Raw genomic sequence first — 24952 nt, 5'->3', positions numbered from 1 at the left:
GATCCGGACGAAAGACCCCTAGCGGATCAGCGCGCAGCCCGGGTCCTGGTCGCCGAACCACTCCTGCCAGAAGCGGTAGGTGTCGAGCCCGCAGTAGGTCTCGACCTCGCTGACGCCCAGGCCCCGCAGCAGCGCGTCCACGGCGTCGAAGAAGACGCCGTTGACCTCCGGGACCCACAGCAGCGCGAAAACCGCGATCAGCCCGAAGGGCGCGAACGGCTCGACCTGACGCCGGACCTTGTACGACAGCCAGGGCTCGATCACGCCGTAACCGTCGAGACCCGGGACCGGCAGGAAGTTCAGGATCGCCGCCGTCACCTGGAGGAGCGCCAGGAACGCCAGCGCGAGGCGGAAGGGCAGTGGGACGCCGTCCAGGGCGCCCAGCCAGAACGGGGCCGTGCAGACGACCGCGAACAGCACGTTCGTCAGGGGGCCGGCCGCCGAGATCAGGCTGTGCTTCCAGCGCCCGCTGATGCGGCCCCGCTCGATGTAGACGGCCCCGCCCGGCAGGCCGATGCCGCCCATGATCACGAACAGCACGGGCAGCACGATGCTCAGCAGGGCATGGGTGTACTTCAGCGGATTGAGCGTCAGATAGCCCTTCGCCCCGATCGAGATGTCGCCGCTGTGCAGCGCGGTGCGCGCGTGCGCGTACTCGTGGAGGCAGAGGGAGACGATCCACGCCGCCGTGACGAAGAGGAAGACCGCGAAGCCGGTCTGCTCCGCGAAGCCCGTCCACACCGCCCAGCCCGACACGGCCATGACGGCGACGAACCCGAGGAAGACCGGGCTGACCCGCCGGTCGCTGGGTCGGCGGAACGCGGTGGTCATCGGCGGCACTCCTGGGGCTTGACGGCGGCTGGAGCCCCCGAGAGTACGGGTGACACCGCGAGAACGTTTCACAGGTGGGTGGCAGTTCCCCGCAGGCCCGGGCCTTCACGGACAATGGGCGCGTGCACTACGGCATCCTCGGTACCACCCGCGCTCTCCGCTCCGACGGCACTCCCGTCGCCCTCGGCGGGGCGCGGCTGCGCGCCCTGCTCACCGTGCTCGCGCTCAGCCCCGGCCGGGCGGTCCCGGCCGGGGTGCTCGTCGACGAGGTGTGGGGCGGCGACCCGCCCGCCGACGCCCCCGGTGCCCTCCAGGCACTCGTGGGCCGGCTCCGGCGGGCGCTCGGCCGGGAGGCGGTCGGATCGGCCGCGAACGGCTACCGCCTCGCCGCCGACCCGGACGCCGTGGACCTGCACCGCTTCGAGCGGCTCACGGGCGAGGGCGCCCGGGCGCTGCGGGACGGCGACGCCGCGAAGGCCGCCACCGTCCTCGACGAGGCGCTCGCCCTGTGGCGTGGGCCCGCCCTCGCCGACCTGCCGGACCGCGCCGTGGCGGCGGCCCGCTGGGAGGCCAGGCGGCTGGACGCCCGCCGGACCCGCATCGAGGCCGTCCTCGCACTGGGCCGTGCCGACGAGGCCCTGCCGGAACTCGCCGGGCTCTGCGCCGACCACCCGCTGGACGAGCCGCTGCAGGCCCTCCGGATCCGGGCGCTGCGGGACGCCGGACGCACCGCGCAGGCGCTCTCGGCGTACGACGAGGTGCGCACCCTGTTCGCCGACCGGCTCGGCACCGACCCGGGCCCCGCACTGCGCGCCCTGTACGACGGGCTGCTGCACCAGGACCCGCCCGCCCCGGCCGCCGTGCCCGCCGCACCCCTCGCCGCCCGGCCGGGCAACCTGCGGGCCCGGCTCACGAGCTTCGTGGGGCGCGACGCGGACATCGCCGGCCTCCGCGAGGACCTGACCCGCGCCAGGCTGGTCACCCTCCTCGGCCCCGGCGGCGCCGGCAAGACCAGGCTGTCCCAGGAGGCCGCCGAAGCCGTCGGCCCCGCCGCCTGGCCGGACGGCGTCTGGCTGGCCGAGCTCGCACCGGTCGACGACCCCGAAGCGGTGCCGGAGGCCGTCCTCACCGCCCTCGGCGGCCGCGAGACCGTGCTGCGCGGGGCGGGCGCCGAGGAGCTCCGGGCCGCGGAGCGGGGCGCGGGCGAACCGCTCGCCCGGCTCACCGATCACTGCTCCGGGCGTCGCATGCTGCTGCTCCTGGACAACTGCGAGCACCTCATCGAAGCGGCCGCGGCCCTCGCCGACCATCTGCTGGCCCGCTGCCCGGGGCTCACCGTCCTCGCGACCAGCCGTGAACCCCTCGGCGTACCGGGCGAGTTCGTCCGGCCGGTCGACCCGCTGCCCGGCCCGATGGCGCTGCGCCTGTTCGCCGAGCGCGGCGCCGCCGCACTGTCCGGCTTCCGGGTCGACGCGGACGAGCGGACGGCGGCGGCCTGTGCCGAGATCTGCCACCGCCTCGACGGGCTCCCGCTCGCGATCGAACTCGCCGCCGCCCGGCTGCGCATGCTCACCCCGCGTCAGATCGCCGACCGCCTCGACGACCGCTTCCGTCTGCTGACCAGCGGCAGCCGCACCGTACTGCCCCGCCAGCAGACCCTGCGGGCCGTCGTCGACTGGTCCTGGGACCTCCTGGAGGAGGACGAACGCACCGCCCTGCGCCGGCTGTCGGTCTTCTCCGGCGGCTGCACGCTCGCCGCCGCCGAGGCGGTCTGCACGGGCCGGCCGGGGGACGCCGACGACGTCGCCGGGGTGCTCGGCTCGCTCGTCGACAAGTCCCTCGTCGTCGCCGCACCCGCCACGGACGGCCGGATGCGCTACCGCCTCCTGGAGACCGTCGGTGAGTACGCCGCCGAACGGCTCGACGAGGCGGGGGAGCGGGACGTCGTCGAACGCCGGCACCTCGTGTTCTTCCGGGAGCTGGCCCGGACGACCGACCCCGAACTCCGGGGCGCCGGACAGCTCGCCGCCCTCGAACTGATCCAGCGGGACTACGAGAACCTGCGCACCGCCCTGCGGCGCGCCATCGCCGCCCGCGACGAGCAGGAAGCGCTCTGCATGGTGCTCTCGCTCGCCTGGTACTGGCAGATGCGCGATCTGCGCAGCGACGCCCTGCAGTGGGCCGAGGCCGCCGCCGAGCTGGGTCCCGATCCGTTCGCCGGGCCCGCCCGCCCCGCGCCCTCCCTCCACGAGCGCTGCACCGACGCGCCCCCGCCGATGGGCCCCGAGCTGCTGGAGGAGGCACGGCGTGAGGTGGCGCTGATCCAGCTGGCCGGCATGGACGACGCGATGGACGTCTGGATGAACGCGGGAGGCATGGAACGCCTGCGCGTCATCGCCGGCACCTACCGGCCGGGCCAGCCGCAGACCTGCCGCAGTCCGGGCTCGCTCTGGTTCTTCGCCGTCATGTTCACCGGGGACATCTCGGATCTGCGCGTACTGCTCAACGAGAGGGTCCGCGCCTCCCGGGAGCTCGGATACGAGTGGGAGCTGGCCTCCGCGCTCCAGGTGCGGGCCAACGTGCTGGCCAACCGGCCCGACTGGGCGGGTGAGGCCCATACGGACGCCGACGAGAGCCTGGAGATCTTCGGCCGTCTCGGTGACGACTGGGGCGCGGCGGAGGCGCTCTCCTCGCGCGGCGAGGCCAACGAGAAGGCGGGTGAATTCGCCAGGGCGGCCGAGGACTACCAGGCCGCGATCGGTTACGCGGAGAAGCTCGGTGCCAGGGCCCAGGTGCTGGTGCTCCGCACCCGGTACGCCGCCGCGCTGGTGGAGCTCGGCCGCGGCCCGGAGGCCGAGGTGATCTTCCGGGAGGTGCTCGTCGAGGGGCGGCACGCGGGGCACGAGGGAACGGCGTTCGCGCGGTTCTTCCTGGCCATGTGGCTGGGGGCGTCCGGGCGCACCGTCGAGGCCCGTGAGCAGTTCGTCACGCTGCAGGGAGAGTTCAGGCCCGCGTCCGCGGTGGAGTTCTTCCAGGCGTTCGTACTGGGCGGTCTGGCCTGGCTGGACAGCCAGGAGGGACTGTACGCGGACTCCCTGGCCAGGGCCCGGGAGGCGCTGGCACGGTCCGACGACCGGCTGGCGCAGATGGTGGCGCCGCAGATGAACGTGCACTACCTGGTCACCGTGGCGCGGGCGCTGGGCGGGCTGGGCGGGAAGCGCCGAGCCCGCGACGGGGCGCGGCTGCTGGCCGCCGGAAGGACGCTGCTGCCGAAGGGACACGTGCCGACGGCGATGGAGCGGGACAACTACACCGCCGCCGAGGAAACGGTCCGCGGTGTACTCGGGGACGCCGCTTACGAGACGGCGTACGACGAGGGCGTCGGCCTCTCCCTGGAGGAGGCCAACGCCCTCGTCGAAGCGTCCGCCGGCTGACCGGAGGTCAGGACTTCTTGCGGAACTTGGACACCGCGAGCGGGGCCATCACCGCGGTGATGACCACGGTCCAGCCGAGCGTCAGCCAGACGGAGTTGCCGAGCGGGCCGCCCATCATCAGTCCGCGGGCCGAGTCGGCCAGGTTGGACAGCGGGTTGTAGTCGGTGAACGCCTGGAGCCAGCCGGGCATCGTCTGCGTCGGGGCGAAGATGGAGGAACCGAACTGGAGCGGCATCATCACGAGCATCCCCATTCCCTGGACGGCCTGGGCCGTCTTCATGCTCAGTCCGAGCAGGATGAAGATCCACATGATGGCGGCGCCGAACGCGGCAGCCAGGGCGATCGCCCCGATCAGCCCGAGCACAGACCCGTGGAGCTCCATGCCGAGCGCGAAGCCCATGCCCAGCAGGATCAGCGTGGCGACCGTCATCCGGCCGAGCTCGACCACGATCTTGGCGATGAGCACCGAGGAACGGGCGATCGGCATCGTGCGGAACCGGTCCATGACCCCCTTGCGGAAGTCGTCGTTGACACCCGAACCGACCGCCATGGCGATGTTCATGCCCATCATCGCCATCAGACCGGGGATCAGGTAGTTCAAATAGTCCTGCCGGTCGCCGCCCAGGCTGCTGCCGACGGAGCCGCCGAAGACGTACACGAACAGCAGCACGAAGATGACCGGCATCAGGAGCGCGTCGAACATCGACTCCGGATCCTTCTTGATCTGGAGCAGATTGCGCCGCACCAGCGCCCCGATGTGGCGCAGGTTGTTCCGCAGCCCGATCCGGCCCTCGTCGTGGAGGTCCCTGGCCGGTGCGGACGTGGCCGCGTCGGTGGGGGTGGGCGTCAGAGTCGTCGTGCTCATGCCGCGACCTCCTGGGGAATCGTGTCGGTGACGGTGGCCTTGTCGCCCGTGATGGCGAGGAACACTCCGTCCAGGCTGGGCAGCGCGGTGGAGACATGGGCGAGTGAGAAGCCCCGGGTGCCGAGCAGCCCGATCACGGCGGTCAGCTGCTCGTCGCTGAGGATCGGTACGTAGAGCAGTCCCTCGTCCGGGACCGCCTGGGCGCCGGCGACGCCGTCGAGACCGGTCTCGCGCAGCGCCTGCGCCATCGCGGCCAGTTCGGCGGGGTCGGAGGGCCGGATCTGCAGGGTGCGGCCGCCGACCTTGGCCTTGAGCTCGTCGACACCGCCCCGGGCGATGATCTTTCCGTGGTCGATGACGGTGAGCTCGTCGGCGAGCTGTTCGGCCTCTTCCATGTACTGCGTGGTGAGGAGCACGGTCGCCCCCTCCGCGACCATCCGCTGCACCTCGTCCCAGACCTCGTTGCGCGTACGGGGGTCGAGTCCCGTGGTCGGCTCGTCGAGGTAGAGGACGGCCGGGCTGCCGATCATGGAGGCGGCCAGGTCCAGCCGGCGCCGCATGCCGCCGGAGTAGTCCATCGCGGCCTTCTTCGCCGCGTCGGTGAGGGAGAAGCGCTCCAGCAGCTCGTCGGCGCGGGACCTGGCCTTCTTGCGCGGCAGGTCGAGCAGCCGTCCGATCATGTAGAGGTTCTCCCAGCCGGAGAGCTTCTCGTCGACCGAGGCGTACTGCCCGGTCAGGCCTATGGTGCGGCGCAGCTGCCGGGGCTGCTTCACCACGTCGTAGCCCGCCACGACCGCGTGCCCCGCGTCGGGCAGGATCAGGGTGGACAGGCAGCGTACGAGGGTGGTCTTCCCGGCGCCGTTGGGGCCGAGCACGCCGAGGACGGTGCCCTCGCGCACGTCGAGGTCCACACCGTCCAGCGCCTTGGTCTCGCCGTAGTGCTTGACCAGCCCCCGCACCTCGACGGCGTTCCCGCCGTGCTTGAGGTTCTTGTCGTTTCGCTTCATGGACACCATCAGACCAGCCGCCACCGACAAGTCACCGACATGTCGGTGACAGCGGGCCGACAGCAGGCGACAGCCCGCCGATGGGGGAAGTCGGCGGGCTGTCGGTGGTGCGGCAGTGGTCGTGTGGGCGTCAGTGGAAGGTGTGCTCCGCCGCAGGGAACGTGCCGCCGACGACCTCTTCGGCGTACTCCCTGGCGGCGTCGGCCATCACCTGACGCAGGTTCGCGTACTGCTTGGTGAAGCGCGGGACCTTGCCGCCGGTCAGGCCGACCATGTCGGTGTAGACCAGCACCTGCGCGTCCGTGTCGGGCCCGGCGCCGATGCCGACGGTCGGGATGTGCAGCGTGCGGGTCACCTCGGCGGCCAGTTCGGCCGGGACGAGCTCCAGGACGACGGCGAACGCGCCCGCGTCCTGCACCGCCTTCGCGTCGCGCAGCAGCTGCTGCGCCGCTTCCTCGCCACGGCCCTGCACGCGGTAGCCCATGGCGTTGACGGACTGCGGGGTCAGACCGATGTGGCCCATGACCGGGATCCCGGCCTCGACCAGGAGCCGGATCTGCTCGTGGGAGCGCTCGCCGCCCTCCAGCTTGACCGCGCCGACACCGGCGTCCTTGATCAGCCTGGTGGCGTTGCGAAGGGCCTGGACCGGCCCCTCCTGGTAGGCCCCGAAGGGCAGGTCGGCCACGATGAGGGCGCGCTTGGTGCCCCGCACGACGGCGGCCGACAGGATGGCCATCTCGTCCATGGTGACGGGCACGGTGGTCTCGTAACCGAGGTGGCAGTTGCCCATGGAGTCGCCGACGAGCATGACCGGGATGCCGGCCTCGTCGAACACGGACGCGGTCATCGCGTCGTAGGCGGTGAGCATCGGCCACTTCTCGCCGCGCTCACTGGCGGCGGCGATGTCGTGGACGGTGATGCGGCGGGTGCTCTTCCCCCCGTACAGGGCCTTGCCGGCACCGGGAGTGGGGCCCGCGGGAGGTGTGGCGGACTGGTTCTGCGCAGCCTGAAGCGACATGGCCAACGGCTCCTTCGTCATCTCGAGGCGCCCTGACGGCGTCCCCGGATCCCTTCCATGGTGGCATCCCGCAAGCGTTCCCGGGAAGTGGGCCCGCCCACCGTGCGTGGTGAACCTCACCGGGCGGCCGGGCGGTGACCTCGACGCGGAGCGCGCCTCCTGCCGCGTCTGCCGAAGACGCAGGTCACAGCTGTGGAACCGATAGCCGCCCCTGTGTGAGCGTTCTGTCACAAGCCGCGCATCCCTCATCATGGCCGGAACTCGCCGGTCCGGTTCAGTCGTCCTGATGGCGTACGGCCGTCGTCGACGGCGAGAACCGCGTCGCTCATCGCCTAGGGTCGACAGGCGCGGTGATGGTTACGGCAAGGCAGTGAGGACGAGCGCAATGGTGCAGGCGTACAGGGCGGACACCGAAGACGCCGGCGCGGGTGCGCAGCCGGGCTCCCGGCTCCGGGCCCTGCGTCACAGACTGGCCTCCGACCGGGGCATCTGGCGGCGCGGCATCATCCTGGCGCTCTGCTCGGTGCTCCTGACCCTCGTGATGGTCTTCCACGCCGAGATCCCGAACACCGTGGGCAACCTGGGCAGCCTCATCGAGACGTTCCTGCCCTGGCTCGGCGTGGCCGTGCCGCTGCTGCTCGTCCTCGGTCTCGTCCGGCGTTCCGCGACGGCGGTGATCGCCCTCGTCCTGCCCGGCGCGGTCTGGCTGAACCTCTTCGGCGGCCTGCTGTTCGACGACAAATCGGGCACCGGCGGTGATCTCACCGTCGCCACGCACAACGTCAACGCGGGCAACCCCGATCCTGCGGGCACCGCCCAGCAGGTCGCCGGCTCCGGCGCGGACATCGTGGCCCTGCAGGAGCTGCCGGGCGGCAAGGTGGCGGCGTACGAGGACGCGCTCGCCGACCGTTATCCGCACCACTCCGTCCAGGGGACCGTCGGCCTCTGGAGCAAGTACCCGGTGACGGACTCCAGCCCCGTCAACATCAAGCTGGGCTGGACCCGCGCGATGCGTGCCACGGTCACGACCCCCGAGGGCCCGGTCAAGGTGTACGTCGCCCACCTCCCCTCCGTACGGGTCAAGCTGAACGCGGGTTTCACCGCCAACCAGCGGGACGACAGCGCGGACGCGCTGGGCGAGGCCATCGCCGACGAGCCGCTGGAGCGGGTGGTCCTGCTCGGCGACCTGAACGGCACCATGAACGACCGCTCGCTGCACGCTGTCACCTCGCAGATGCGCTCCACCCAGGGCGCGGCGGGCGACGGCTTCGGCTTCAGCTGGCCCGCGGCGTTCCCGATGGCGCGTATCGACCAGATCATGGTGCGGGGCGTCGAACCCCTCGCCTCCTGGACCCTCCCCGCGACGGACAGCGACCACCTCCCGATCGCCGCCCGCGTGCAGCTCTGAGCGCCCGCTGCTTCCGACGAACCCGGTACGCTCTCATCCATGTCCAGCCCCGAGTCCGACAGACTCCGGCCGCCGGTCCGCCGGTGGCCCCGTCCGTGACGCCGTAAGCCCCGACCCCAGCGGTCACCGGGTTTCGCCCCGTCCTGTCGTCGGCCGTCGCCGGATCGTCCGCGGCGGTGTGGGCCGGCTCTCATGTCCCGTAGGAACACCGGACATTCCACCGTGTCGCCGTCCTCGCGCCCTCCGCGCGTGACGACGGGCGCGGCCCGCATCCCCCTGCACACCGCTCGTTCCTCCGACGGTTCCGTACAAGGGGTTCTCCTCTCATGCCATTCGCTGTCTACGTCCTCGGGCTGGCGGTCTTCGCCCAGGGCACTTCGGAGTTCATGCTCTCCGGCCTGCTCTCGGGCATCGCCGGTGACCTGCACGTCTCGCTCGGCGCCGCCGGGCTGCTGACCTCGGCCTTCGCGGTCGGGATGGTGGTCGGCGCCCCGCTCACCGCACTGGCCGGCCGCACCTGGCCCCGGCGCCGGGCCCTGCTGTTCTTCCTCGGCGTCTTCGTCGCCGCCCATGTCGTCGGCGCGCTGACCTCCAGTTACGGGGTGCTGCTCGCCACCCGGGTCGTGGGGGCGCTGGCCAACGCCGGCTTCTGGGCGGTCGCGCTGGTCACGGCACTGGCCCTGGCCGGCCCGCACCGGCGGGCGCGGGCCACCGCCGTGGTCGTGGGCGGGGTGACCGTCGCGTGCGTGGTGGGTGTGCCGGCGGGGGCGGCGCTCGGTGAGCTGTGGGGCTGGCGCTCGGCGTTCTGGGCCGTGGCCCTCGTCTCCGTGCCGGCCGCCGTCGCGCTGCTGGTGGCCGTTCCGGGCGGCCGGCCCGCCGACGCCCCGCGGCAGGTGAGCGCGGTGAGCGAACTGCGCGCCCTGGCCCGGCCCCGGCTGCTGGGGACCCTCCTGGTGATGGCACTCGTGCAGGGGGCGACCTTCTGCACCTTCTCCTATCTGGAACCGCTGGTCACCCGGGTCACCGGCTTCGGCGCCGGCTGGGTGCCCGTGGTGCTCGCCCTGTTCGGCGTCGGCTCCTTCGCGGGGGTCACCCTGGCCGGGCGCCTGGCCGACGCCCGCCCGCACGCGGTCATCGGGTTCGGGATGACGGCTCTGGCCGCCGGTTGGGCCGCACTCGCCCTGACCGCGGCCCACCCGGTGACGGCCCTCGTCCTCGTCCTGCTCCAGGGGGCGCTGGCCTTCGGTACGGGGACGACGCTGATCACCCGGGTCTTCCACCTGGCTCCCGACGCCCCGACGCTGGCCGGCTCCTTCGCCACGGCCGCCTTCAACGTGGGCGCCGCGGCCGGCCCCTGGCTGGGCGGCCTGGCACTCGGCGCGGGCTTCGGCTTCCGCGCCCCGGTCTGGGTGAGCGCCCTGCTGATGTGCCTGGCCCTCGCGGGGGCGGGGGCGCTCTCGGTGGCCTCCTCCGCGGGGGCGGCCCGGCTGCCGGGGCGGGCCGGAGCCGCTGAGTGACGCAGAGATCACACCCCGACGCAACGGCATGTTCACGTCCGGGCATAAAACGTCTGAGAGACTTTGTTCCGACGGGATACATAACCCGTCCCGGCAACGAAGCCGACGCTCCCGCACACACCGCCACCGCCCGGCCCCCACGGCCCGGGCGGCCCCCTGCCCGAAAGGTCTTCTCCATGCCCCTGGCCCTGCTCGCCCTCGCTGTGAGCGCCTTCGGCATCGGCACCACCGAGTTCGTGATGATGGGGCTGCTGCCCAACGTCGCGGACGATCTGGGAACGTCCGTACCCACCGCCGGTTACCTCGTCTCGGCGTACGCGATCGGCGTCGTCCTCGGTGCCCCGCTGCTCACCGGTCTCGGCTCCAGGATCCCGCGCAAGCGGATGCTCCTGCTGCTGATGGCCGTCTTCACCGTGGGCAACCTCGCTTCCGCCTTCGCCCCCGACTTCGGCTGGCTGCTGGCCGGCCGGTTCCTGGCCGGGCTGCCGCACGGCGCCTTCTTCGGGGTCGGCGCGGTCGTCGCCGCGCGCCTCGTGCCGGACGGGCGCCAGGCGCGCGCGGTGGCTACGATGTTCCTCGGCCTGACCGTGGCCAACATCGTCGGCGTACCCGCCGCCACCCTGCTGGGACAGCACCTCGGCTGGCGTGCCACGTTCATGGTGGTCGCCGTGATCGGGCTGGCCGCGATGGCCGCACTCGCCCGCCTCGTCCCGCAGATCCCCGTCGAGGCGCACCAGAACGTACGCCGTGAACTGAGCGCGCTCGGCAACCGGCAGGTCGTCCTCGGCCTGCTCACCGCCGTCCTCGGCTTCGCGGGCGTCTTCGCCGTCTACTCCTACCTCTCGTCCATGACGACCGAGGCGATGGGCTTCGGCGAGTCCTCCGTGACGCTCGTCCTCGCCCTCTTCGGCATCGGGATGACGCTCGGCGCACTGGCGGCGGGACCGCTGACCGACCGGGCGCTGCGTCCCACCCTGTACGGCTCGCTGGGGGCCCTGGCCGTCATCCTGGTCGTCTTCCCCTTCACCGTGCACGTGCAGTGGGCGGCGCTGGTCATGGTGGTGCTGCTCGGCGGCGTCGGCTTCATGACGACCACACCGCTGCAGATGCTGGTGATGAACAAGGCGAAGGACGCCCCCACCCTGGCGTCCGCCTCCAACCACTCCGCCTTCAACCTCGCCAACGCGGGCGGCGCCTGGCTCGGCGGCGTCGCCATCGCGGCGGGCTGGGGCTGGACCTCTCCGGCCCTGGTCGGTGCGGTGCTGGCCGTGGCGGGTCTCGCCGTGGCGGTCACGGCGGGCTTCCTCGACCGGGCCCCGGGCACCTCGCGGGTGGTGGCGTCCGGCGCCCGCGCCGAGGCGCGTGAGCCGGTCGAGACGCACTCCTCCTGAGCGCTACGACGCTTCCGGGCCGGCGCGGGACACGCGCCGGCCCGAGCCCAGCCGGGCCGCAGTGACCAGTCCCGCGAGCGCCGTCGACGCGAGCAGCAGCCGGACGTCCACCACGGCGACCAGCCCCGCGCCCCCCGCCAGGGCCACCGCGTTCGGCACCGTCATCAGTGAGTTGGCGGCCGCCGCCGTGCGGCCCAGCGCCATGTCCGGGGCCTCCCGCTGCACCGCCGTCATCGCGGCGATCAGCACACAGGGCAGCCCGGCTCCGATCGCGGCGCTCGCCGCGAGGGCCACCGCGTCACCGCCCAGTGCCCGCACGCCCACGGCCACCGCGAAGACCGCGATCCCCGCCCCCGCGAAGCCCCGCTCCGGCATCCGGCGCAGCAGGGGCCCGGCCAGCAGCCCGACGGCCACGGAACCCGCGCCTTGGCAGGCGTACAGCAATCCGGCGTACGCCGGCGGCCTGCCGAGCGTCTCGACGACGGCGTACACCGCAGCGCCGTTGAGCCCCGCCAGCAGCATCGTCAGCGCTCCGGCGCACACCAGCGGCCACAGGACCGGCGAGCTACGCAGCAGCCGTACGCCCGCCGCCGTACCGCCCCGCCGTGTCCTCTTCCGGACCGTCCGGGCCGGCTCCCGCAACCGCGCGAAGACCAGTGCGGCCAGGGCGAACGTCACCGCGTCCAGCACGACCACCGGGACCGCTCCGTACCGCGCGAACAGCCCGGCCCCCGCGAGGGGCGCCAGCAGCTTCATGCCCTCGTTCGCCGTCGTGCGCAGCCCGTTGAAGTCGCCCAGCAGCCGGGCGTCGACCGCCCCCGCCACCAGCGCCGCCTCCGCCGCGTCCAGGAGCACGCCGCTCACGCCGTAGACGAGCAGGACCGCGAAGAGCGCACCGATCCGGTGGTCCGGCCCGACGAGGAGGAGCGCGGCCATCAACCCCGCCATCACCAGGTTCACCGTGATCAGCAGGAGCCTGCGGGGAACCAGGTCCGCCACCGCCCCGAGCCAGGGGCCCACGAGGACCGGCGCCCACATCGCACACACCGTCAGGGCGGCCGTACTGTCCGACCCGGTGAGCGACTTGACCCAGATGCCGGCGGTCAGCCACATCGCCGACGTGCCGAATCCCGACACGAGCAGACCCGTGAGGCAGAGCCGGGCCGTGCGATCCCGCACCACCGTGACGACCGATGCCACCCTCAACTCCCCCCCCACGCACCCGCGTGACCCGCGCTCCCGGCCGGGGCGCGCTCCCGGCCATGCTGGTGACTGAGGGGGCGCCGCTGCATCGGGCGGATGCCTTAGACGTCACCGGCCGCCGTCGGTACACGACTGAGGCGGAACAAGGGCGGTTTCACGCCCCGAGTCCTGCGTATCCTCCTGAGGAGGACCACAGGCTGGCGACAGGAAGGCCGGGGGATGAGCGCAGACGGGGGCGGCGCGCCGTGGAATCCGTACGGGGGAGGACAGCCGGTGCGCCGGCTGACCTTCGGACGGCTCTTCAACCCGATCGCCGTGGGGCGCGCGGTGTTCACGCCGTCCCGGCCCGACCGTGTGCACGATCCGGCGGTGAAGAAGGCACAGGTCGTGAGGACGCTCGTCGGCATCGCCGCCATCACGTGGATGATGCTGTCCTACGGGCTGGCGGAGGACGCCGACGCCGTGGTGGACGACCGCTTCGGCCAGATCCGCACCACCCTCATCGTGCTGGCGGTGACCTTCCCTGCCGCCGTCGCCGCATTCGTCGCGGCGGCACGCCCGCCCAACCGGGGCGTGTTCCTGCGGCGCGCCGCCAAGCCCGCCGGGGCGCTGCTCGCGCTGTTCGTCGCCCTCGCCGCGCCCAGACTGATCACCGGGCTGGGCTACGTCACCGAGGAGACGGACTGGACGGCGTCGCCGGGGCGGGTCGTGGTGCTGTTCGCCCTGGGAGCCTGGCTGTTGTGGCTCGCCCCCTTCGTGCTCTACGGCATCGCGCAGTCGCTCGTCCACGTCTTCCGGACGGCGGACCTCCACGAGACCGTCCCGCCGCTGCTCGCGACACTGCTCGTCTGGGAGGTCGCGCTCCTGGACGTCTTCCGGGGCGCCTACGACGGCGTGCCGCTCGCGGTGCGGGTGGCCTTCACCCTGGGAGGTCCGCTGTCCGTCACCCTCGTGGCGATGTGGGAGCTGCGACGGCTGCGCACGCGGCACGGCATCACCCTGCGGGGCGCCCTGCTCCGCTGAGCCGCCACGGGGGCCGCCCCGCGCCGCATACCCTCCGGCCCCCGCCTCAGCCCGACTCGCGCCAGCGGTTGGTGACCGGCAGCCGGCGGTCCTTGCCGAAGCCCTTCGGCGAGATCTTCGTGCCCGGCGGGTACTGGCGCCGCTTGTACTCCGCCGTGTCCACCATCCGCAGTGTCTTCGTCACCAGGGCCTCGTCGAAGCCCGCCGCCACGATCGCCTCCCGCCCCTGGTCCCGGTCGACGTACAGCTCCAGGATCCGGTCCAGCACGTCGTAGTCCGGCAGCGAGTCCGTGTCCGCCTGGCCCGGGCGCAGTTCGGCGCTCGGCGGCTTGGTGATGGACGCCTCCGGGATGGGCGGGGTCTGCCCGCGCTCCTCGGCGGCCCGGTTGCGCCACTTCGCGAGGCGGAAGACCGACGTCTTGTACACGTCCTTGATCGGCCCGTACGCGCCGACGGAGTCCCCGTACAGCGTGGAATAACCCACCGCCAGCTCGGACTTGTTGCCCGGCGCCAGCACGATCTGACCCTCCTGGTTGGAGACGGCCATCAGCATCGTGCCCCGCAGCCGCGACTGGAGGTTCTCCTCCGCCAGACCGGTGAGCTCGAGGGAATCCATGTACGCGTCGAACATCGGCTCGATCGGTACGGTGCGGAAGTTCAGCCCCGTACGCCGGGCCAACTCCGCCGCGTCGCCCTTGGAGTGGTCCGAGGAGTACTTCGACGGCATCGAGATGCCGTACACGTGCCGGGCCCCCAGCGCGTCACAGGCGATCGCCGCGACGAGCGCCGAGTCGATGCCGCCCGAGAGCCCGATCAGGACGCTGCTGAATCCGTTCTTCGCGGCGTACGCGCGCAGGCCCACCACCAGCGCCGTGTACAGCTCCTCGTCGTCGTCGAGCCGCTCGGAGCAGCCGCCGGCCAGCTCCGGCTCGTAGGCCGGCAACGGCTTTTCGGTCAGCACCACGTGGTCGATCCGCAGCCCGTCGTTCACGACCCCCGACGGCGCCTCGGCCGCGGCGGCCGGGAGGTCCAGGTCGAGGATCACACTGCCCTCGGTGAACTGGGGTGCGCGTGCGATGACTTCGCCGTCCTTGTCGACGACGATCGAGTCCCCGTCGAAGACCAGCTCGTCCTGGCCCCCGGTCATCGCCAGGTACGCCGTCGTGCATCCGGCCTGCCGGGCCCGCGTGCGGACCAGCTCCAGCCTGGTGTCGTCCTTGTCGCGCTCGTACGGGGAGGCGTTGACGGACAGCAGCAGTCCGGCGCCCGCGGCGCGCGCGGCGGGGACGCGGCCGCCGTCCTGCCAGAGGTCCTCGCAGATCGCGAGCGCCACGTCGATGCCGTGCACCCGCACGACGGGCATCGAGTCACCCGGCACGAAGTACCGGAACTCGTCGAAGACGCCGTAGTTGGGCAGGTGGTGCTTGGCGAAGTTCAGCGCGACCTGCCCGCGGTGCAGCACCGCCGCGGCGTTGCGCGGGGACCCGGCGGGCTGGCCGTAGCGTGCCGCGGCGTGCTCCGAGCGGTCGAGGTAGCCGACGACGACCGGGACCTCCCCGAAGCCCTCGTCGGCGAGGCGCGCGGCGAGCGCGCGCAGCGCCTTCCGCGATGCCTCGACGAAGGACGACCGCAGGGCCAGGTCCTCGACGGGGTAACCGGTCAGCACCATCTCGGGGAAGGCCACCAGGTGGGCGCCCTGCCCGGCGGCGTGCCGGGTCCAGCGGACGATCGACTCGGAGTTGCCGGCGAGGTCTCCGACGGTCGCGTCGATCTGATTGAGTGCGAGGCGTAGTTGAGGCACCCCGCCAGTGTAATCGTCTGACTGACGCTATGTCCTGGCCTTCCCGTCCGGAGGTGGCGGACCGCCCCCGGACGGGGGCCTGCCGAGGGGCCGGTGCGGCGGCGGCCTATGAGTCAGGGAGTCAGGTGCGGGTGTACACCTTCTCCGCCCAGCCGGCGACCTGCTCGTCCGAGAGGTGGAGTGCCAGATCCGCCTCGCTGATCATGCCGATCAGCTTCTTGTCCTCGACCACCGGGAGCCGGCGGATGCGGTGGCTCTGCATCTCCTCCAGCACGGCGTCGACGTCCGCCGTCGACTCGATCCAGCGCGGGGTGCCCTCACAGAGCTCGCCCGCCGTCACCTTCGACGGATCGTGCCCCGACGCCACGCACTCGATCACGATGTCGCGGTCGGTGATGATCCCGACCATCCGGTCCTGCTCACCGTTGGCGGAGACGGGAAGCGCCCCCACCTTGTGGTCACGCATCATCTGGGCGGCGCGGTCGAGCGTCTCGTGGGCGGGGATCCAGTGGGCCCCGGTGTGCATGATGTCCTTGGCCGTGGTCATGGGGTTGCCTCCTGCGTGCCTGTGGGCACTGCTGTACGGCCCCGAGTCCTTCCATCGTGGCGGGCCCGCCCGGCGTACGCGAACGCTGGGCGGAGGACCCGCCAGGCATACACGGACGCGGGGCGGGCCACCCGCCCGGCGTACGCGGACGCCGGGCGGAGGACCCGCCAGGCGTACACCAACCCCATCACCCGTTCGGGCGTACGCCGAGCCGGTCCCGCGCTCAGGTACGGGGCGCGGACCCGCGTGCCGTGAGCATGTCCGCCATCAGGTCCAGCTCGGACCGCTGGGCCTCGACCATGCCCTGGGCCAGGCGCTTCTCCACGGACACGGTGCACTGCTCGGCGCAGCCACGGGCCATCGCGACGCCGCCCTTGTGGTGGTCGGTCATCAGCTGCAGGAAGAGGATCTCGGCCTGCTCGCCACGGGCGGCACGAAGCCGGTCGAGCTCGGTCCTGGTCGCCATGCCGGGCATGAGGGCACCGTCGTGATCCATGCCCTCCGTCCCGGCCATGTCGTGGCCGCTGTGGCCGCCGCCCGGCATCCAGGCCATCGGCCCCTGCCCGTCGGGCGCCGTCTTCGGCAGCTCCCACAGATCCAGCCACCCGAGCAGCATGCCCCGCTGGTTGGCCTGGGTGTTGGCGATGTCGTACGCGAGACGACGTACGTCCTCGTCCTCGGTCCCGTCCCGCACGATGAACGACATCTCCACGGCCTGCTGATGGTGGACGGCCATGTCCCGCGCGAAGCCCGCGTCCGCGGACCGTGCCGAGGGCGTGCGGGGCGCAGGGGCCTCCGCATCGCCCCGTGCGGAGGCGACCGTCGCGGCGCCGGCGAACAGCAGGGCGAGAGCCACGGCGGACCCCGCGGCCCACCGCGTACGCCGGTTGCCCGACGGGCTCACCCGTCCACCCCGCCGGTGCAGGGCGCGCCCGGCTCGGGCGTCTGCGCGCCCTGGACGTACTTCGAGAAGAAGGCGGCCACCCGGGGGTCGTCGGCGCTGTCCACCGTGACCTGCTTGCCCCAGGCGGTCAGCATGATCGCCCCGGCCTGGCCCTCGTACGGTGACATCAGGGAGTAAGGGGTGCTCCTGACGCGGGACGCGAGCCCTGCGACGTCGTCCCCGGACGCCTTCTCGTTGTGCGTCACCCAGACCGCGCCGTGCTCCAGGGCGTGCACGGCGTTGACGTTCGGGACGGCCTTTTCGTATACGACGCCGTCGCAGTTCAGCCAGGCCGGATTGTGGTTCCCGCCGACGGGCGGCTCCATGGGGTACCTCACGTCGGTGGTGACGTGGTCACGGCCCAGCTTCGCCGCGTCCCACGTCTTCTCGCCCGCGATCGGCCCGGCGGCGGGCTCCTTCTTCTCCTGCTCGGTCTGCTTCGAGTCCTGCGCCCGGGTCTCCTCGGTCCTCTCCTTGGCCTCGGACTTCTCCAGGAGCATGTACGAGCCGAAACCCAGCAGCCCGGCGACCACGACGGCACTCAGGCCTATGGCGACGACCCGGTTGCGGCGGTCGCGCGCGCGGTCGGCACTGCGCATCTGCTCCAGGCGGTTCCTGCTGTCGAAGCTCATGACGTCGGGTCCTTCTGCCAAGGGGGTAGGGGGTAAGGAGGACGGGGGCGGAACGGAAAACCTGGCCGTGGCGGACCGTGGCCGAGCGGCTACAGCCCTTGCACGCCATGGGCGCCGATCGTAGTGGGTGGCCGCGTGCTCTCTCTCACACCGTGTGCGTAATCTGGGTGAAATCCCGGGTCGCGATACTGAGGTGTCCCCCTACCCCCGGGCGGTGGTGCACGGACCGTCTGAACTGCAAGGATGTGGCTATGGACAAGCAGCAGGAATTCGTCCTCAGGACGCTTGAGGAGCGTGACATCCGCTTCGTACGGCTGTGGTTCACCGATGTTCTCGGTTACCTCAAGTCCGTCGCCGTGGCCCCGGCCGAGCTCGAACAGGCCTTTGACGAGGGCATCGGCTTCGACGGCTCCGCGATCGAGGGCTTCGCCCGTGTATACGAATCGGACATGATCGCGAAGCCGGACCCCGGCACGTTCCAGATCCTTCCCTGGCGCGCCGAGGCCCCCGGGACCGCCCGGATGTTCTGCGACATCCTGATGCCGGACGGCTCGCCCTCCTTCGCGGACCCGCGCTTCGTGCTCAAGCGGATCCTCGCCAAGACCTCCGACCTGGGCTTCACCTTCTACACCCACCCGGAGATCGAGTTCTTCCTGCTGAAGAACAAGCCGGTCGACGGCAGCCGCCCCACCCCGGCCGACAGCTCCGGCTACTTCGACCACACCCCGCAGAACGTGGGCATGGACTTCCGCCGTCAGGCGATCACGATGCTCGAATCGATGGGCATCTCCGTCGAGTTCAGCCACCACGAGGGCGCCCCCGGCCAGCAGGAGATCGACCTGCGGTACGCCGACGCGCTCTCCACCGCCGACAACATCATGACCTTCCGTCTGGTCATGAAGCAGGTCGCGCTGGAGCAGGGCGTGCAGGCCACCTTCATGCCGAAGCCGTTCTCGGAGTACCCGGGCTCGGGCATGCACACGCACCTCTCCCTCTTCGAGGGCGACCGCAACGCCTTCTACGAGTCGGGCGCCGAGTACCAGCTGTCGAAGGTGGGCCGCTCCTTCATCGCGGGGCTGCTCACGCACGCGGCGGAGATCTCCGCCGTGACCAACCAGTGGGTCAACTCGTACAAGCGCATCTGGGGCGGCTCCAGCCGCTCCGCGGGCGCCGGCGGCGAGGCCCCCTCGTACATCTGCTGGGGCCACAACAACCGCTCCGCGCTGATCCGCGTCCCGATGTACAAGCCCGGCAAGACCGGCTCGGCCCGCGTCGAGGTCCGCTCCATCGACTCCGGCGCCAACCCCTACCTGACGTACGCGGTGCTGCTGGCCGCGGGCCTCAAGGGCATCGAGGAGGGCTACGAACTCCCGGCCGGCGCCGACGACGACGTCTGGGCCCTCTCCGACTCGGAACGCCGCGCGATGGGCATCGAGCCGCTGCCGCAGAACCTGGGCGAGGCGATCTCACTGATGGAGAAGAGCGAACTGGTCGCCGAGACGCTGGGCGAGCACGTCTTCGACTTCTTCCTGCGCAACAAGAAGCAGGAGTGGGAGGAGTACCGCAGCGAGGTCACGGCCTTCGAGCTGAAGAACCTGCTGCCGGTGCTGTAACCGCAGGTCAGCGCCTTTGAGGCGCGTGTACCTGGCTTCGGGCCGACGGTGCGACACCGTCGGCCCGAAGCCGTTCTAGGCGCCCTGGGCCGTCTGCTGTCGCAGTGAGGGCCTCGTACATGCTGTCCAGGGCCTTCCGGGTGCGGCCTTCACTGCTCGGCATGAGGTGCGTGTAGACCCGCAGCGTGAATCCTGGGTCGCTGTGACCGAGGTACGTGCTCAACGCCTTGATGTTCTCGCCGGCGTCCAGGAGCACGGACGCGTAGAAGTGCCGCAGCGCGTGCATGCCGTGCTCGCGGGCGGCCTGGTGACGCTCGCCAGGCCGCGGCTGCGGCAGGACGCCGGCCTTCACGAGTGCGGGCTTCCAGACGCGGTGTTGAAGTCCGTGCGTCGGACCGCACCGCTGCCGCCAGCACGAGTGAACAGTAGCTGCTTGGTGACGAGCGGGCCGTCCGGCCGCAGCCACGGCAGTGTCACGGCCACGGGAGTGACGGAGACGAAGCGGCCTTCATCGCGGACCGAGTCGCGTCGGGGCGTGCCTACCGGCGCGGGGAGCAGACGCAGAGCGGCGGCCGGGTCGAGGCTCCGCCGGCAGTTGCGGCGGCCCACGGGCTGCCCGCGGGTTCGGAGGTCAACCCGCGGGCGCGCCTGGTGAAGGAGGGCGATCAGCCGACGCACACCCTGACCAGTTACTACCGGCCTGAGCACGTCGAGGGAGCTGTGGCCCCAGGTTGCATTTGTTAGCGCATCAACTCCGCTGACTTTCGACGACTGCGTCGGGGCAATCGGCAGCGGCTTCCCAATGGTGAAGTCAAGGCAGCTCGGGAGTCCGCTGTGGGTAGAGGAGTCGTTCCTCAGATGCTTTGACCATGACCCCACTGGGGCGTCGGGACTCCTTCACAGCCAGGCGCGTGGGGAGGAAGGGTGAACGCGTATTCTCCGGGGATGCCTCTCCACCAGTACGTCTACTTCGCTCTGTCCAGCCGACGCATTACTGCGCAGGAGATAACTGATGCGCTGGGTATCGAGCCTGATGAGACGAAGGTGGTCAACCCGCGCCGTCTCCCTGTTGACCCGGCGAATCCGTTCTGTCAGATCTGGAAGGTTGTGTGCAGGGAACCGGGCCTGTGCGTGGACGAACAGATCGCGCACGTCCTGGGACGTCTCCGGCCACAGACCGACCGCATAGCCGAGCTCATGAAGCAGTGCAACAGTGCAGACGACGAAGACGAGCCGGGGCTCGAAGCCGGGCTGGAGGTCGTGCGCTACTTCAACGACGACAAGCAGCATGACGAGGCCGGGCAGCCGGAGGAGAGGGACAAGCACAACCTCTTCGGCTGGGCGCTGGACCGCGAAGCAATCGCTTTTCTTGCCGCCACTGGCGCGTTTCTGGACGTCGATGAGTACGACATGACCCCTTCCCTGCCCTCGGACTGAAGGCCGACGCGGATCTGAGATCTGTGGTCAACGTCCCGAGACCTGCGAATGTGCCCGCCCACTCCTTTCGTGCTCGGTGCGTTGAAGACGCCGACCCGGCACCGGGCCAGGTCAGTGCAGCGTGGCCACTGGTGGTGCGACTTCGTAGAGCCGTCGGTCACGGATCAGGGCCCAGAGGACGTTGACGCGGCGGCGGGCGAGGGCGATCACGGCCTGGGTGTGGCGTTTCCCCTCGGCGCGTTTGCGGTCGTAGAAGGCCCGGGAGTTCGGGTCGTAACGGATGCTGGTCAAGGCGGACATGTAGAAGACGCGCTGGAGACCTCGGTGGTAGTGGCGGGGACGGTGGAGGTTGCCGCTCTTCCTTCCCGAGTCGTGCGGCGTCGGCGCGAGCCCGGTGAAGGCGGCGAGCCGGTCTGGGGTCGCGAAGAAGGTGAGGTCGCTGCCGACTCCGGCGAGGAACTCGGCGCCGAGGAGAGGTCCGATGCCGGGCATGCTCGTGATGATCTCCGCAAGGTGGTGAGCGCGGAAGCGGTCCTCGATGAGCCGGTCGGCCTCCGCGACCTTCTCGTTCAACCCCCGCACGTCCGCGGCGAGGGTCCGCACCAGCTGGGCAATGACCGCCTCGCCCGGGACTGCGGTGTGCTGCTGTTCGGCGGCTTCGACCGCCGTCGTCGCGAGCTCCTCCGGACTGCGGACGCCCCGAGCGCGGAGCCAGCGAGTCAGCCGGGCGGCGCCGATGCGCCGTACCGCCGCCGGCGTCTGATAACCGTCGAGGAGGGCCAGCGGGCCAGTGCTGGTGAGAACGAGAGCGCGCTCCAGGGCGGGAAACATGCCAGTCAATGTGGAGCGCAGGCGGTTGATCGCCCGAGTGCGGTCACGGACCAGGTCCGTGCGGCGGCTGGTGAGCACCTTCAGCTCGATGGTGGCTTCATCGGTTGGCCGCATCGGCTTGAGATCGCGGCGGATGCGGGCCTGGTCGGCGATCACGAGGGCGTCGCGGGCGTCAGTCTTGCCCTCGCCGCGGTATCCGTCGCTGGCCCGGTTCACCACCCGGCCAGGAATGTAGAGGAGGTCCTGGCCGTGACCAGTGAGCAGGGCCAGGAGGAGTGCGGGCTCGCCGCCGGCCATGTCGACGGCCCAGGTGACGTGATCCCCCAAGGCGAGGACATCTTGGAGGAGCTGGAGTAACTCTGGCTCTCCGTTCAGCACGCGACGGGACAGCAGCTTCGCGCCGTCTTGGTCGATGGCGACGCATTGGTGGTGCGTTTTGCCGCTGTCGATTCCGGCCCAGATCCGCTTCATCGTGCTCCAGACGATCGTGCGTGCAGGTCTGCCACAGACGACCTCGCCGGCATGGCCTTACGCAGCGATCTTTGTCGCACTTCCCAATTTGGCGGCCGGGTCGTCGTGGGGTGCCGGGCGGCCAAGCCACTGCAGCCACGGACGGCAGCCAACTAGAAGCCACACTCGGCACCCCTGGGCGGCCCAACCATACGAAGGGCTCGACCATCCCGTCCCAGGAACGTAAGGCCAACTATGGTCGACATGCTTGTTGGCGCGCTTCAGAGGCTGCTGATGTACCCGGACCGAGGATTTATCATCCGTCAGTTGGTTCCGATTCCCGTGATTGAGGCGTATTCCCGATTGTGCAGATCAGGTTTTACGAGCCGACTCGTCGCTGGGGCCCTCAGGGTTGACCTGTATCAAGGTTCACATGCTTTCGCGGCATAGCACATGTCTCAACTGTCGTCCGGAGGTGGTACCGCGACGAATGTGGTGGGAGAGAGGCTGCTAGCAGGGAGGATGCTGCTGGCAAGCTCAGTTGCACACGGAGGGCGCGAGATCCTGACGATCACCGGGGCCGTACCTGAGGACCCATCCCGTCAGGGATCGATATCTAGGGCTGGCAGGAGCGGGGAAGGCGCCAACGCGCAGTCTGGGTCGAAGGACCGTGGCTGCCGGGGGGCAGCCCTTGGACTCATGAAGCGGCCTCTCCGTCCAGGCTTTGAGAGTCGGGCGCTTGGGCCGCCTCTGGGCCGTCGAAGGGCGGCCAGCAACAACCAACGACCACCGCTCGTGCGCAGGTCACACGGTCCGTCGTGTGCGTTCGTGGAGGTGAGTCGACCACCACGCAACTTCCTGCGCAACAAGAACAGGAGTGGGAGGAGTACCGCAGCGAGGACACGGCCTTCGAGCTGAAGAACCTGCTGCCGGTGCTGTAGCGGCACCTGTCGTACGGGCTTCGGGCCGGCGGTGTCATACCGCCGGCCCGAAGTCGTTCTGAACGCCGTTTCCCGACTGGCGATCAGCTGATCTCTGATGCCTTCTCCTCCGTGTCCGCCCAGGTGTGCTGCTTGGGGTGGTCGAGGAACAGGCAACAGGCTTCCCTGTCGGGGCCTGGGCTGACGGCGGGGCAGTCCGGGAGGGCGGCCAGGGTCGCGGCGGTCCCGCACCAACGGAGCCACAGCGCGTGGCTGAACTCCAGGTCATCGAGCAGGCCGTGGTGCTCGCCGGTGCTGTGCGCCGACAGCTGGCACTGCACAGCGCTGTCGACGTAGCCCGAGGTCGACAGGTCCCGTGCTTCCTGCGCCAGACCCAGCGGCAGGCGGCGCCAGTGCGTGCATCGCATCACGGCACCATCCGGAGGGAAGTGCGCAGGTCCCGGTCCCCGCACCGGTGGCAGGCGCAGGGAGGGAAGCCGCCGAGGCTGTCCGGCGGCACCGACTCACTGCCTGCACGCGTCTCGGTGAGAGGCCCCCAGGTCCGGCCGGAATCGCGCGAGACCCGCAGGGTCATCCGGACGGCATCAGGCTTGGACGACGGCATGAGTGAATCCCTCCTCCGGGGCCACCGCCAGGCGGCAACCTCTCTAGAGATGCCAGTGAAGCGATGTTCTCTAGAGATGTCAATGCCCCTCCGGAGGAGGTGTCCTGTGGCTAAGGGGCGCGAGGGGTTCGCCTGGCTGCCCTCTTCCGCCCGTGGGACGTACGTTCCATTCAGGAAAGAAGCCTCTAGGCTGTCTAGAGAGGAGAGGGAGAGATCATTCATGGCCACCGAAGGTGCCAAGAAGCAGCCGAAGTACCAGCGGATCGCGGATGTGCTGCGAGATGCCGTCCAGGCGGGGCGGTACGGCCCTGGTGATCGGCTGCCGGGCGAGAACGATTTGATGGCCGAATACGGCGTGGCGCGCATGACTGCCCGGCAGGCTCTCGGTCTTCTGCAGAGCGAAGGCATCGCCGAGTCCCGGCGGGGTGCGGGGGTGTTCGTACGCTCCTTCCAACCGCTGAGACGTCAGGGCATCAAGCGTCTGGCCCAGCCGCAGTGGGGTGAGGGCCGTTCGGTCTGGGCGGCGGACACCGAAGGCCGCACTCTCGTGGTGGACAACGTGGGTGTCACGGAGGAACCGGCACCCGACCGCATTGCCGGAGTGCTGGGAATCGAGTCGGGCAGCGCTGTCTGCGTACGCCGTCGTCGCTTCGTCCTGGACGGCAAGCCGATCCTGCTGGCCACCTCGTACCTCCCTGCCTCGCTTGTTGCAGGGTCCGCAGTCACCCGGGAAGACACGGGGCCAGGGGGCACGTACGCGCGACTCGCCGAACTGGGCTCCAAGCCTGTCCACTTCCGGGAGGAGATCCGCTCGCGCATGCCTTCCGGTGCCGAGGCTGACGAGCTGGAACTCTCGTCAGGCACTCCTGTCATGCTGATCTGCCGCACGGCGTTCGCTGACGAGGGGCGCCCCGTCGAGGTCAACGAGATGACGCTCGACTCCGCGTCTTACGTCCTCGAATACGACTTTGACGCGTAGAGCTGAGCTGTCCCCTGACGGATGTGTTGTTTTTGGGGCCAGTCCGGTCCGGGGCGAACGGCGTGAGTGGCATCCGCTGTACGCACGCTGCTCCGGGAGCCGGATTTCGTACCGCCGGCCCGAAGCCGTTCCACTGCCCGGGGAGACTGTGGCGCATGACGACGACTGGCAAACGGCTGCCGACGGGCTGGACCCTGGAGGAGATCCGGGACGTCTCCGGCGACCGGGAGGCCGTGTCTCTCGGCACCGACCGTACGGTGATGGCGAGTTGGTCTGCATCGGATGCGCGCCTCGACCCCGAGATCGTCCTGGGTTTCCACGGACTCTGCATCGTCAAAGCCGTGGACGACGACCTCTGGCACATGGGCAGCCTGAACGACGACGGCAGCATCGTCTGCTGGAGCAGCTACGACGATCTCCGGGAGGCGCTTCGCGGGCTGTAGCCGGTCGGTCAGCGGGCCGCTGTCCCACCCGTCC

Annotated in this window: 21 protein-coding genes and 3 pseudogenes; 12 read left to right on the top strand and 12 right to left on the bottom strand. The window is 70.8% G+C overall.

Features of this window, described 5'->3' with window-relative positions; translation table 11 throughout:
* Window positions 1-18 precede the first annotated feature (18 nt).
* Window positions 19-831, bottom strand: a complete 813-nt coding sequence (locus tag AB0P41_RS00760) for a site-2 protease family protein (RefSeq protein WP_356707420.1) — start codon at window positions 829-831, stop codon at window positions 19-21.
* A 122-nt stretch (window positions 832-953) separates the two neighbouring features.
* Between AB0P41_RS00760 and AB0P41_RS00755 the strand changes: the two genes are divergently transcribed.
* Window positions 954-4265: a BTAD domain-containing putative transcriptional regulator gene (locus AB0P41_RS00755; RefSeq protein WP_365929235.1), complete on the top strand. Its 3312-nt coding sequence runs from the start codon at window positions 954-956 to the stop codon at window positions 4263-4265.
* Between the two features lie 7 nt (window positions 4266-4272).
* Here the strand turns inward: AB0P41_RS00755 and AB0P41_RS00750 are convergent, their stop codons facing one another.
* The 3 genes from AB0P41_RS00750 to panB all read right to left on the bottom strand — a co-directional run bounded on the left by AB0P41_RS00750 (window position 4273) and on the right by panB (window position 7155).
* A complete protein-coding gene (locus tag AB0P41_RS00750) occupies window positions 4273-5130 on the bottom strand; it encodes an ABC transporter permease (protein WP_356707418.1) in 858 nt (285 codons plus the stop codon).
* The gene (locus AB0P41_RS00745; protein ID WP_365929233.1) at window positions 5127-6146 is read right to left on the bottom strand and encodes an ATP-binding cassette domain-containing protein; all 1020 of its coding nucleotides are present in this window, start codon (window positions 6144-6146) and stop codon (window positions 5127-5129) included. Before AB0P41_RS00745 ends, AB0P41_RS00750 begins: the two co-directional genes overlap by 4 nt.
* A gap of 121 nt (window positions 6147-6267) precedes the next feature.
* Entirely contained in the window at window positions 6268-7155 is an 888-nt protein-coding gene (panB, locus tag AB0P41_RS00740) for a 3-methyl-2-oxobutanoate hydroxymethyltransferase (protein WP_356707416.1), read from the bottom strand.
* A 385-nt stretch (window positions 7156-7540) separates the two neighbouring features.
* Between panB and AB0P41_RS00735 the strand changes: the two genes are divergently transcribed.
* From AB0P41_RS00735 to AB0P41_RS00725, 3 genes are all read left to right on the top strand, one after another.
* On the top strand, window positions 7541-8563 hold the full coding sequence (locus AB0P41_RS00735; protein ID WP_365929230.1) for an endonuclease/exonuclease/phosphatase family protein: 1023 nt from the start codon (window positions 7541-7543) through the stop codon (window positions 8561-8563).
* 326 nt (window positions 8564-8889) lie between these two features.
* Window positions 8890-10080, top strand: coding sequence for a Cmx/CmrA family chloramphenicol efflux MFS transporter (locus AB0P41_RS00730; protein ID WP_365929228.1), 1191 nt, complete (start codon window positions 8890-8892; stop codon window positions 10078-10080).
* A 176-nt stretch (window positions 10081-10256) separates the two neighbouring features.
* On the top strand, window positions 10257-11471 hold the full coding sequence (locus tag AB0P41_RS00725; protein WP_356707413.1) for an MFS transporter: 1215 nt from the start codon (window positions 10257-10259) through the stop codon (window positions 11469-11471).
* Between the two features lie 3 nt (window positions 11472-11474).
* Here AB0P41_RS00725 and AB0P41_RS00720 read toward each other — a convergent pair whose 3' ends face one another.
* Complete coding sequence (locus tag AB0P41_RS00720) at window positions 11475-12671, bottom strand: MFS transporter (protein WP_365929226.1); 1197 nt, start codon at window positions 12669-12671, stop codon at window positions 11475-11477.
* Between the two features lie 222 nt (window positions 12672-12893).
* Here AB0P41_RS00720 and AB0P41_RS00715 point away from each other — a divergent pair, with 222 nt between their 5' ends.
* Window positions 12894-13697, top strand: a complete 804-nt coding sequence (locus AB0P41_RS00715) for a hypothetical protein (RefSeq protein WP_365929224.1) — start codon at window positions 12894-12896, stop codon at window positions 13695-13697.
* A 46-nt stretch (window positions 13698-13743) separates the two neighbouring features.
* Here the strand turns inward: AB0P41_RS00715 and AB0P41_RS00710 are convergent, their stop codons facing one another.
* The 4 genes from AB0P41_RS00710 to AB0P41_RS00695 all read right to left on the bottom strand — a co-directional run bounded on the left by AB0P41_RS00710 (window position 13744) and on the right by AB0P41_RS00695 (window position 17620).
* Window positions 13744-15498, bottom strand: a complete 1755-nt coding sequence (locus AB0P41_RS00710; RefSeq protein WP_365929223.1) for an NAD+ synthase — start codon at window positions 15496-15498, stop codon at window positions 13744-13746.
* 121 nt (window positions 15499-15619) lie between these two features.
* A complete protein-coding gene (locus AB0P41_RS00705; RefSeq protein WP_356707409.1) occupies window positions 15620-16045 on the bottom strand; it encodes a CBS domain-containing protein in 426 nt (141 codons plus the stop codon).
* 223 nt (window positions 16046-16268) lie between these two features.
* Window positions 16269-16949 carry a DUF305 domain-containing protein gene (locus AB0P41_RS00700; RefSeq protein WP_365929221.1) on the bottom strand — a complete coding sequence of 227 codons (681 nt, stop codon included), beginning with the start codon at window positions 16947-16949 and terminating at the stop codon, window positions 16269-16271.
* The gene (locus AB0P41_RS00695) at window positions 16946-17620 is read right to left on the bottom strand and encodes a DUF3105 domain-containing protein (RefSeq protein WP_365929219.1); all 675 of its coding nucleotides are present in this window, start codon (window positions 17618-17620) and stop codon (window positions 16946-16948) included. The genes AB0P41_RS00700 and AB0P41_RS00695 overlap by 4 nt, the downstream gene beginning before the upstream one ends.
* A 251-nt stretch (window positions 17621-17871) precedes the next feature.
* On the opposite strand from AB0P41_RS00695, the gene glnA reads away from it, so the two are divergent.
* Window positions 17872-19233 carry a type I glutamate--ammonia ligase gene (gene glnA / locus AB0P41_RS00690; protein WP_099176388.1) on the top strand — a complete coding sequence of 454 codons (1362 nt, stop codon included), beginning with the start codon at window positions 17872-17874 and terminating at the stop codon, window positions 19231-19233.
* A 7-nt stretch (window positions 19234-19240) separates the two neighbouring features.
* On the opposite strand, the pseudogene AB0P41_RS00685 reads toward glnA, so the two are convergent.
* Window positions 19241-19719 (bottom strand): annotated as a pseudogene (locus AB0P41_RS00685) (tyrosine-type recombinase/integrase); the annotation flags it as partial.
* Window positions 19720-19722: 3 nt separating this feature from the next.
* Here AB0P41_RS00685 and AB0P41_RS00680 point away from each other — a divergent pair.
* Both AB0P41_RS00680 and AB0P41_RS00675 read left to right on the top strand, forming a co-directional pair.
* A pseudogene (locus tag AB0P41_RS00680) lies at window positions 19723-19950 on the top strand (GntR family transcriptional regulator); the annotation flags it as partial.
* A gap of 228 nt (window positions 19951-20178) precedes the next feature.
* Window positions 20179-20670 (top strand): DUF4279 domain-containing protein, encoded by a 492-nt coding sequence (locus AB0P41_RS00675; RefSeq protein ID WP_365929218.1) that lies wholly within the window; start codon window positions 20179-20181, stop codon window positions 20668-20670.
* Between the two features lie 111 nt (window positions 20671-20781).
* Here the strand turns inward: AB0P41_RS00675 and AB0P41_RS00670 are convergent, their stop codons facing one another.
* On the bottom strand, window positions 20782-21972 hold the full coding sequence (locus tag AB0P41_RS00670) for an IS110 family transposase (protein ID WP_365929216.1): 1191 nt from the start codon (window positions 21970-21972) through the stop codon (window positions 20782-20784).
* A 234-nt stretch (window positions 21973-22206) separates the two neighbouring features.
* Here AB0P41_RS00670 and AB0P41_RS00665 point away from each other — a divergent pair.
* Together AB0P41_RS00665 and AB0P41_RS00660 are read left to right on the top strand one after the other, a co-directional pair.
* Window positions 22207-22401: pseudogene (locus AB0P41_RS00665) on the top strand (hypothetical protein); the annotation flags it as partial.
* A gap of 368 nt (window positions 22402-22769) precedes the next feature.
* Window positions 22770-22892 carry a glutamine synthetase gene (locus AB0P41_RS00660; protein WP_365929214.1) on the top strand — a complete coding sequence of 41 codons (123 nt, stop codon included), beginning with the start codon at window positions 22770-22772 and terminating at the stop codon, window positions 22890-22892.
* Between the two features lie 83 nt (window positions 22893-22975).
* Here AB0P41_RS00660 and AB0P41_RS00655 read toward each other — a convergent pair whose 3' ends face one another.
* Complete coding sequence (locus AB0P41_RS00655; RefSeq protein WP_365929212.1) at window positions 22976-23299, bottom strand: hypothetical protein; 324 nt, start codon at window positions 23297-23299, stop codon at window positions 22976-22978.
* 417 nt (window positions 23300-23716) lie between these two features.
* On the opposite strand from AB0P41_RS00655, the gene AB0P41_RS00650 reads away from it, so the two are divergent.
* On the top strand, window positions 23717-24475 hold the full coding sequence (locus AB0P41_RS00650) for a GntR family transcriptional regulator (protein WP_365929210.1): 759 nt from the start codon (window positions 23717-23719) through the stop codon (window positions 24473-24475).
* A gap of 155 nt (window positions 24476-24630) precedes the next feature.
* Complete coding sequence (locus AB0P41_RS00645; protein WP_365929208.1) at window positions 24631-24918, top strand: hypothetical protein; 288 nt, start codon at window positions 24631-24633, stop codon at window positions 24916-24918.
* The last annotated feature ends 34 nt before the right edge of the window (window positions 24919-24952 follow it).

Origin of the sequence: Streptomyces sp. NPDC079167 (assembly GCF_040686735.1) — a bacterium.
GTDB lineage: Bacteria > Actinomycetota > Actinomycetes > Streptomycetales > Streptomycetaceae > Streptomyces.
Note: the sequence above shows the minus strand (reverse complement) of the source record. Positions and strands in the feature narration are given on the sequence as shown.